This window comes from Streptomyces sp. NPDC059456, assembly GCF_042750055.1.
In the GTDB taxonomy this organism is placed as follows: Bacteria; Actinomycetota; Actinomycetes; order Streptomycetales; family Streptomycetaceae; genus Streptomyces.
Genome location: NZ_JBHYVA010000099.1, coordinates 1 through 8580 on the forward strand (window position 1 = coordinate 1; position 8580 = coordinate 8580).

Sequence of the window (8580 nt, forward strand, 5' to 3'; positions counted from 1 at the left end):
GGTGTGGGGGTGGGGGTTTTGTGACTCGGCGCGGGGGCGCCCGCGGGGTCCCCCCCCGGGGGGGTGGGGGGCGCGGGGCGCGGCCCACACGGACGGGGCCGTCCACGCAGGCCCCCAGCCTAGCCGCCCGGGCCCGTTCCGGCCGGGGGCCACGCCCGGGGACCCGCCGGGAAAGCGGCCGGCCGGCGCCGCGCCGGGGCGGCGCCGCGCACCGTGCCGGCCGGAGGCCGGGGGACGCCTCGGTCAGGAGCTGCGACCGGGGGCTGCGGCCGGGGGCGCTGACAGACGGCTCCGGCCAGGGGCTCCGGTCGCCGATTGCGGCCGGCCGGAAAGTCCACCCGATCCGGTGAGCCGCCCGGCGCCGCTGGCGGGCAACCGCCGTGCTCAGCCCTCGACTTCGGCGGCCAGGTTGGCCAGCAGGGTGTCGTAGATGCGGCCGAGGCCCTTGGGGGCGAAGGTGCGCTCGAAGAAGCCGCCGATGCCGCCGGCGCCGTTCCAGACGGTGGTGACCACGGCCTTGGACTTGCCCTCGCCGGCCGGGGTGACGACCCAGGTGGTCACCATGGTGGAGTTGCGGTCCTTCTCCACGAGCTGGCCGTCGGTGGGCTCGGTGACCTCCAGCAGGCAGTCGCGCACGCGCTTGCTGGTGGCCTGGAGCTTCCAGTGGACGAGGGTGCCCTCGCCGTCGCCGCCCTCGCGCACCTCGTACTCGCTGAAGTGCTCGGGCAGCAGCTTGCCCCGGGTTCCGGCGTAGTCCGCCAGCGCGTCGAACACGGTCTCCGCGTCGGCCGCGATGATCCGCTCCGTGGTGGCCTCGACCTGCGCCATAGCTGTTCCTCCAGCAGTTGTGTCCGCTCGTCGCGGCAAGCCAACCACCTCCGGGGCACGCGCCCAAATCCGGGTCAGACGTGACAGCGGACGCAGACGAGGAGCGTGTCCGCGGGAAGGGCCTCCAGGTACCGGTGCGCGGCGTTCCAGCCGGGCCCGGTGAGCGGAGGGGTGTTCGGACAGACGGCCGGGCCGTCGCAGGCCCCGTGGAGGGGTTCGTCACCGGCCTCGCACCACCATCCGTCCAGGGTGAGGACGCTCCGCGCGACGAGCACGTGCGACGCGTGCTGGGCGGCGAACTCCGCCCGGCCCAGACGCATGACGTCCTCGGCGGCGCCCTGGTGGAGGAAGTCCAGGGCGGACCGGCGCCCCCGGTGTGCGGCCCGCAGCGCCTCGACCCCCTCGCGGTAGGCGGCGACCAGGGGCTGTGCGTCGAAGGCGGCGCGGCCCTGCGTCTCGGCCCGGAGCCCGGCCGCGCGTTCGGCCGGGGTGTTCCAGGGCCGCGCCGGCGCACCGGCCCGCGGCTCGGCGGGCGGGTGGCTGCCGGCCAGCTCCTGCCACAGGTCCCAGGCCGAGCCGGCGAAGGCGGCCGCCTCGGCCCGGACCTCGGCGAAGGCCACCGCCTCGCGGGGGCCGCCGGCGCACATGCCGGGCAGGCTCGGCCGCCGGGTGCCGTCCGGCGCCGGCCCGTCGTGCACGATCCGCGGGTCGGCGGCGTAGCCGGCCGCGAGGGGGAGGCCGCCCCCGTCGGCGCCGCCGTACACCATCCAGCCGTCCCAGATGTCGAGCTCCTCGCCCCGGCTGAAGTCGAGCTCGAACGGCGCCATCGCCTCGGCGACCGCCTCGTCCGGCCTGCTCCGGGCCTCGCCGGGGAGGCACACCACGATTCTCATTCCCGCCATGGCCGCAACCTCGCACGAGGCCCCGGAGACGCCCAAGCGATTTACGCCCCGCCGTACACCGCGCACGATCATGGGAACGTTTGTTCTATTCTCGGGCGCAGCTACCGAGGGAGGCGCTCATGCGCTGGGACAATCTGACGGACGGGCCCGGGGCCCCGGACGCGGCGGGGTCGCTCTTCGGGGCCGCCTCCGTCGTCACGCGGACCTTCGACACCCCCGAGTTCCGCGGGATCACCTTCCACGAGGTCCGCGCCCGCTCGATCCTGAACCGGGTGCCCGGGGCCTCGCGGATGCCCTTCGAGTGGACGGTCAACCCCTACCGCGGGTGCAGCCACGCCTGCGTGTACTGCTTCGCCCGCAAGACCCACGCCTACCTCGACCTCGACACCGGCGCCGGCTTCGACTCGCAGATCGTCGTCAAGACCAACGCCCCCGAACTGCTGCGCCGCGAACTGGGCTCCGTCCGGTGGACCGGCGCGCACATCGCCATGGGCACCAACGTCGACTGCTACCAGCGCGCCGAGGGCCGCTACCGGCTGATGCCCGGGATCATCGAGGCCCTGACCGAGCGCGCCAACCCGTTCTCCATCCTGACCAAGGGCACGCTCATCCTGCGCGACCTCCCCCTCCTGCGGCGGGCCGCCCAGGTCACCGACGTCGGCATCTGCGTCTCCGTCGGCTTCACCGACAGCGCCCTGTGGCGGACCGTCGAACCCGGCACGCCCCCGCCCGCCGCCCGGCTGGCCGCCGTACGGGCCCTCACCGGCGCCGGGATCGAGTGCGGGGTGCTGATGGCCCCGGTGATCCCCTTCCTGGGGGACTCGCCCGAGCAGCTGCGGGCCACCGTCCGGGCGGTCGCCGAGTCGGGGGCGGCCTCCGTGACACCCCTGGTACTCCATCTGCGGCCGGGCGCCCGCGAGTGGTTCGCGGCCTGGCTGCGGACCCACCACCCCCAGCTGGTCGAACGGTACGAGCGGTTGTACGCGGGAGGCTCGTACGCCCCCACCTGGTACCAGCGCCGGATCACCCGCCAAGTCCACGAACTCGCGGCGGAATTCGGCATCGGTCCCGCCCGGCCGGCCGCGGCGCACAGGACGCCCGTCCCCGAACGCCCGGCCGGGCCCGTCCCGGCCGGACCCGCGCAGCTCAGCCTCCTGTGACCTCGTACGGCCCCTGAAGGCTCATCACATCGGGCCAATCGGCGGCCCAATACCGCCTTCCGGGCACGGTTTCCGGGACGATTCCGCCCAGAACCCTCGGCTGGGAGGCCCCATGCTGCACCCCGCGAAGAAGCGCGGCACCTTCACCAAGCGCGCCGCCGTCCTGCTGTCGATCGCCACCGCGACCGTGGCCGCCGCCGTCACGAGCCCGGCGGGTGCCACCCCGACGGCGGCGGCGCCCGCCGGTACGGCCCCCGCCGCCGCGCTGCGCTGGACCGGCTGCGCGACCCCGCGCTACCCGACGCTGCAGTGCGCCTCCCTCAAGGTCCCGCTCGACCACGACCACCCGGCCGGCCGGCAGATCTCCCTGGCGCTGACCCGGGTCCCGCACACCGCCGCCACGTCCCAGGGCCCGCTGCTGGTCAACCCCGGCGGGCCCGGCGGCAGCGGCCGGTCCCTGGCCGGGTTCATCGCGTCCGCGCTCCCCAAGGACGTGGCCGCCCAGTACGACGTGATCGGCTTCGACCCCCGGGGCGTCGGCAAGAGCGAGCCCACCCTGGACTGCGGGCCCGGCCACTTCACCCCGGTGCGCCCGGACTCCGTACCGCTCGACGCGCAGACCGAGCAGGCCAACCTGGACCGGGTGAAGTCCTTCGCCGAGTCCTGCCAGACCAAGCACGCGGACGTCCTCCCGTACATCGGCACCGTCTCGGCCGCCCGCGACCTGGAGGTGCTGCGCGGCGCGCTGGGCGCGGCGAAGCTCAGCTACTACGGCTACTCGTACGGCACCTACCTCGGCGCGGTGTACGCCAAGCTCCACCCCGACCGGCTGCACCGCCTCGTGCTGGACTCCGTGGTCGACCCGGCCGGTGTCTGGTACGAGGACAACCTCGCGCAGGACCAGGCGTTCAACGCCCGGCACAGGGCGTTCCTGGCGTGGGTGGCCCAGTACGACGAGAAGTACAGGCTGGGCACCGACCCGGCGGCGGTGGAGGAGCGCTGGTACGCGATGCGGGACGCCCTGCGCGCGGCGCCGGCGGGCGGGAAGGTGGGTCCGGCGGAGCTGGAGGACACCTACATGCCGGGCGGCTACTACAACGGCTACTGGCCGGTCCTGGCCGAGGCCTTCTCCGCGTACGCCGTGACCGAGGACCCGAAGCCGCTGGTGGCGGCGTACGAGCGGTTCGGGGCGGTGGAGCCCTCCGCCGGCAACAGCTACAGCGTGTACACGGCGGTGCAGTGCCGTGACTCGGCCTGGCCGAAGGACTGGAACCAGTGGCGCGCGGACATGTGGCGCACCCACGCGAAGGCGCCGTTCATGACCTGGAACAACGCCTGGTACAACGCCCCGTGCGCGTTCTGGCGGACGGAGCCGCTGGCGGCGCCGGACGTGACCAACGCCGACCTCCCGCCGGCCCTGCTGCTCCAGGCGACGGACGACGCGGCGACCCCGTTCGAGGGGGCACTGAGCATGAAGGGGAAGCTGAAGGGCGCGGCGCTGGTGGTCGAGGAGGGCGGCGGCAACCACGGGGTCTCGCTCAGCGGCAACAAGTGCCTGGACGAGAAGGTGGCGGGGTACCTGCGCACGGGGCAGGCCTCGGACGCGACCTGCGCCGCGCAGCCGGCCCCGAAGCCGACCACGTCGACCCGCGCGGTGCCCCCGTCGGCGGGCGGCACGGCCCTGCACGGCCTGCTGGGGTTCCGCGGCTGACCCCGCCCGGGCAAGATCATGCCCATGACCACCACACCCGCGGCCGCGTCTCCCGCTCCCGGCCACCTGACCCGCATCGCCGCGCCGGAGGGGATCGCCGCGAGCCCCCAGTACAGCCACGTCGTCTGGGGCACCGGACGGTTCGTGGCCGTCTCCGGGCAGTGCGCCTTCGACGAGAAGGGCGAGGTGGTCGGCGAGGGCGACGCCGCCGCCCAGGCCCGGCAGGTGTTCGACAACCTGGGCCGGTGCCTGGCGGCGGCCGGGGCCACGTTCGACGACGTGGTGAAGCTGACGTACTTCGTCACGGACGTGGCCCACCTCCCGGCGCTGCGGGAGGCGCGCGCCGCCGTCATCCCCGCCGACCGGCTGCCGGCGTCCTCCGCCGTCCAGGTCGCCGCGCTGGTCCGCCCGGAGCTCCTGCTGGAGGTGGAGGCCTTCGCGGTCGTCCCGGCGGCCGGCTGAGCGCCCGCCGCTCCCCGCCCGGGGCGGCGGGGGGGCGGCCGGTTCAGCCCAGCTTGCGCAGGGCCGCCGTCGCCGCCACCGCGAGTCGGGGGTGGGACTGGGCGCTGACGAGGACCGGCCGGGCGCGCGGGTCGGCGAGGGCGCCGAGGCCTTCGACGCAGGCGAGGGCCACCCGCCAGTACGGGTCGTGCGGGGACAGCAGCCGCGACAGCGTGGCCATCAGGACGGGCGCCGATTCGGGGGCGCGCAGGGCCGTGAGGAGCCGGACCGGCTGAAGGGCGTAGGCGGTGCGCAGGGTGTTGGTGGCGAGGGCCGCCGCCGCGCGGGCCGTGCGCGGGTCGTCCAGGACGGCGAGCGCCTCGGCGGCCGCCGCGCAGCGCGGCGGGTCGCGGTGGTTGAGGAGCAGCACCAGGGGCTCGAAGGCCCGCCGGTCCCCCGCCAGGCCCAGGCGGTACGCGGCCAGTTCGCGGGCCCACAGGGGCAGGCCGGCGGAGGTCAGGGAGGCGGCCAGGGCGTCGGTGTCCGCCGCGAGCAGCTCCCCGTACCGGGGGGACGGTCCGGCTTCCGTTCGCAGGCGCTCCAGCACGTCGTTCACGCGGCCACCCTAGGGCGGCGCGGCCGCCGCCACGGCCCGTTTCCACAGATGGCTGATCGATGATCGATGATCGGTACATTTGGGCGGTACAGGTCACATCTCCGCGCTCTGGCGCGCCAGTTACCGGCGGGTTACGCTCCCTTCAACGTACGAGGCCGGCCTGGTGACGCAGCCGCCCCGTACCAGCCGGTCCGGTACCTCATGCCCTGGGCACGTCAGGTACCCCGTGTGGCTCGGGCGCCCCGTGCGCCTCGGCCGCCGCCCCTCTTGTTCGGCGTGGCCCCGGGACAGGGTCCGCCGCTCTCCGCCCCGCCCGTTGCCGGGCCGGGCCCTCCTGCCGCGTCGTGCGCCGCGCGCAGCCCTCAGTCGTCACCCTCTTCCACTGGAGTCCCGCGATGGACCTTCCGTCCACGTCCAGTCAGTCCACCCTGCAGACCATCGCCGTCATCGGCCTCGGCACCATGGGCACCGGCATCGCCGAGGTCCTGGCCCAGGCCGGCCGCGAGGTCATCGGCATCGACATCAGCGACACCGCCACCCGCCGGGCCACCGCCGCCCTCGCGGCCGCCACGGCCCGTTCGGTGACCCGCGAGCGGCTCACCGAGCAGGAGCGGGAGGGCGTCCTCGCCCGTTTCCGCACCTTCACCGAGCTGTCCGCCGCCGCCGACGCCGACCTCGTCATCGAGGTCGTCCCGGAGGACTACGAGCTCAAGCAGCGCCTGTTCCGGGAGCTGGACGCGATCGTCCGGCCCGACACGATCCTGGCCACCGGCACCAACGCGCTGTCGGTGACCCGGCTCGCCGCCGAATCGCAGCGCCCCGAGCGCGTCCTCGGCCTGCACTTCTTCAACCCGGCTCCGGCAATGAAGCTGGTCGAGGTCGTCTCCAGCGTCCTGACGGCCCCGCCGGCCGTCGAGGCGGTCACGGCGCTGGCCCGCGAGCTCGGCAAGGAGCCCGTCTCCGTCGGCGACCGTCCCGGCTTCGTCGCGGACGGCCTGCTGTTCGGCTACCTCAACCAGGCCGCCGCGATGTACGAGTCGAAGTACGCCTCCCGCGAGGACATCGACGCGGCGATGCGGCTGGGCTGCGGCCTGCCGATGGGCCCGCTCGCCCTGCTCGACCTGATCGGCGTGGACACGGCCCGCACGGTCCTGGAGGCCATGTACGCCTCCTCCGGCGACCGGCTGCACGCCCCGGCCCCGATCCTGGGCCACCTCGCGGAGGCGGGGCTGACCGGGCAGAAGTCCGGGCGCGGTTTCTACACGTACGCGGAGCCGGGCAGCTCCACGGTCGTCCGCGACGCGCAGACCCCGCTGGACGGGGCCCGGCTCGGCGAGGGCCGTCCGGTCTCCTCGGTCGGCGTGGCCGGCTCCGGCACCATGGCGAGCGGCATCGCGCAGGTCTTCGCGCAGGCCGGCTTCGCGGTGGTGCTCGCCGCCCGCAGCCAGGAGAAGGCGGACGCCGCGAAGGCCGCGATCGGCAAGTCCTTGGGCCGTGCGGTGTCCAAGGGCAAGCTGACCGAGGAGAACGCGGCGCAGACGCTGGAGCGGATCACCCCGGCCGGCTCGCTGGACGCCTTCGCCGACGTGGACCTGGCCGTGGAGGCCGTCGCCGAGAACCTCGCGGTCAAGCAGGAGCTGTTCGCGGCCCTCGACAAGGTCTGCAAGCCGGGCGCGGTGCTGGCCACCACGACCTCGTCGCTCCCGGTGATCGCGGTCGCCCGCGTGACCTCGCGTCCGCAGGACGTGATCGGCATGCACTTCTTCAACCCGGCGCCGGCGATGAAGCTGGTCGAGGTGGTCCGGACCGTCCTGACCTCCGACGACGTGCACGCCACGGTCCGCGAGATCTGCACGAAGGTGCGCAAGCACCCGGTGGACTGCGGGGACCGGGCCGGGTTCATCGTGAACGCGCTGCTGTTCCCGTACCTGAACAACGCCGTCAAGATGGTCGAGCAGCACTACGCCAGCCTCGACGACATCGACGCCGCCATGAAGCTGGGCGGCGGCTACCCGATGGGGCCGTTCGAGCTCCTCGACGTCGTCGGCCTGGACGTCTCGCTGGCGATCGAGAAGGTCCTCCACAAGGAGTTCCGCGACCCCGGCCTGGCCCCGTCCCCGCTGCTGGAGCACCTGGTGGCGGCGGGCTGCCTGGGCCGGAAGACCGGCCGCGGATTCCGTGAGTACGCCCGCCGGTAAGCCGCCGCGGGCCCCGGAGCCGGATGCGTGGGGAGGGCTGCTCGGGTCTGCCGGACCCTCACGGCAGGCCGTACCTTCCGAGCCCAGTGCGGGCTCTCCCCCGCATCCACCCCCCGCCCCCCCCCCCCCCGCGGCCCGGGTGAGCGGGGCCGCCGGAGCCCCGATCCCGTCGACGGCGGGACCGCCCGCCCACGCGCCCGCCGCGATGGCCAGGTTGAACACGGCCACCGTCAACGAGGTCGCGGCCTCGGCCGCACCCGGCGCCGCCTTGACCATCCAGCCCTGGACGCTCACGGACATGCCGCCGTACGCCGGCCCCGGGCGAGCTACGCCCGGCCCGGGGTCCGGGTCCGACCCGGGTCCGGTCCGGCGGGACCCCGGAGACCGGCTCCGCGGCCCCGTCACCCGGACGCGTGAGCGCGGGGACCCGGCCGGGGCTGCGGTACGGCATGGTGGTCGGGTGCGGTTCCGCCGGGCCCTGCCCCTGTCCCTCGTCGCGCTGCTCGCGAGCGCCGGCTGCGCCTCCACGGGCCCTGAGGCGGCCCCGGGCCCGGAGGCGGGGCGCGGCAGTTCGGCGCCCGCCGTGCCCTCCGTGCCCGCCGTGAAACCGCCGGTGGCACCCCGCCGGGTGCGCCAGGCCGAGCCCGCGCCGCCGCGCCCCCCCCCGCCCCCCGGGGCGCCCGGGGCGCCCGGCGCTCCCGGGACCGCCGCCCCCCCCGGGGAC

The 8580-nt window shown here is 75.2% G+C and carries 7 protein-coding genes; 4 read left to right on the plus strand and 3 right to left on the minus strand.

The window, feature by feature from the left end; translation table 11 throughout:
* Window positions 1–384: 384 nt before the first annotated feature.
* Window positions 385–828 carry an SRPBCC family protein gene (locus ACFXA3_RS12005; protein WP_385185484.1) on the minus strand — a complete coding sequence of 148 codons (444 nt, stop codon included), beginning with the start codon at window positions 826–828 and terminating at the stop codon, window positions 385–387.
* A 74-nt stretch (window positions 829–902) separates the two neighbouring features.
* The gene (locus ACFXA3_RS12010) at window positions 903–1730 is read right to left on the minus strand and encodes a hypothetical protein (protein ID WP_385185487.1); all 828 of its coding nucleotides are present in this window, start codon (window positions 1728–1730) and stop codon (window positions 903–905) included.
* 119 nt (window positions 1731–1849) lie between these two features.
* Between ACFXA3_RS12010 and ACFXA3_RS12015 the strand changes: the two genes are divergently transcribed.
* The 3 genes from ACFXA3_RS12015 to ACFXA3_RS12025 all read left to right on the plus strand — a co-directional run bounded on the left by ACFXA3_RS12015 (window position 1850) and on the right by ACFXA3_RS12025 (window position 5063).
* Window positions 1850–2890 (plus strand): Rv2578c family radical SAM protein, encoded by a 1041-nt coding sequence (locus ACFXA3_RS12015; RefSeq protein ID WP_385185489.1) that lies wholly within the window; start codon window positions 1850–1852, stop codon window positions 2888–2890.
* Window positions 2891–3002: 112 nt separating this feature from the next.
* Window positions 3003–4601, plus strand: coding sequence for an alpha/beta hydrolase (locus tag ACFXA3_RS12020; protein ID WP_385185492.1), 1599 nt, complete (start codon window positions 3003–3005; stop codon window positions 4599–4601).
* Between the two features lie 24 nt (window positions 4602–4625).
* Window positions 4626–5063 carry a RidA family protein gene (locus ACFXA3_RS12025; RefSeq protein ID WP_385185495.1) on the plus strand — a complete coding sequence of 146 codons (438 nt, stop codon included), beginning with the start codon at window positions 4626–4628 and terminating at the stop codon, window positions 5061–5063.
* A 43-nt stretch (window positions 5064–5106) separates the two neighbouring features.
* Here ACFXA3_RS12025 and ACFXA3_RS12030 read toward each other — a convergent pair whose 3' ends face one another.
* Complete coding sequence (locus ACFXA3_RS12030) at window positions 5107–5658, minus strand: HEAT repeat domain-containing protein (protein WP_385185498.1); 552 nt, start codon at window positions 5656–5658, stop codon at window positions 5107–5109.
* Between the two features lie 395 nt (window positions 5659–6053).
* Here ACFXA3_RS12030 and ACFXA3_RS12035 point away from each other — a divergent pair, with 395 nt between their 5' ends.
* Window positions 6054–7856, plus strand: coding sequence for a 3-hydroxyacyl-CoA dehydrogenase family protein (locus ACFXA3_RS12035; protein WP_385185500.1), 1803 nt, complete (start codon window positions 6054–6056; stop codon window positions 7854–7856).
* Window positions 7857–8580: the final 724 nt, after the last annotated feature.

Excerpts from the sequence above, each read along its gene's own strand:
- ACFXA3_RS12005 (WP_385185484.1), bottom strand. The coding sequence starts at position 828 with ATGGCGCAGGTCGAGGCCACCACGGAGCGGATCATCGCGGCCGACGCG.
- ACFXA3_RS12010 (WP_385185487.1), bottom strand. The coding sequence starts at position 1,730 with ATGGCGGGAATGAGAATCGTGGTGTGCCTCCCCGGCGAGGCCCGGAGC.
- ACFXA3_RS12015 (WP_385185489.1), top strand. The coding sequence starts at position 1,850 with ATGCGCTGGGACAATCTGACGGACGGGCCCGGGGCCCCGGACGCGGCG.
- ACFXA3_RS12020 (WP_385185492.1), top strand. The coding sequence starts at position 3,003 with ATGCTGCACCCCGCGAAGAAGCGCGGCACCTTCACCAAGCGCGCCGCC.
- ACFXA3_RS12025 (WP_385185495.1), top strand. The coding sequence starts at position 4,626 with ATGACCACCACACCCGCGGCCGCGTCTCCCGCTCCCGGCCACCTGACC.
- ACFXA3_RS12035 (WP_385185500.1), top strand. The coding sequence starts at position 6,054 with ATGGACCTTCCGTCCACGTCCAGTCAGTCCACCCTGCAGACCATCGCC.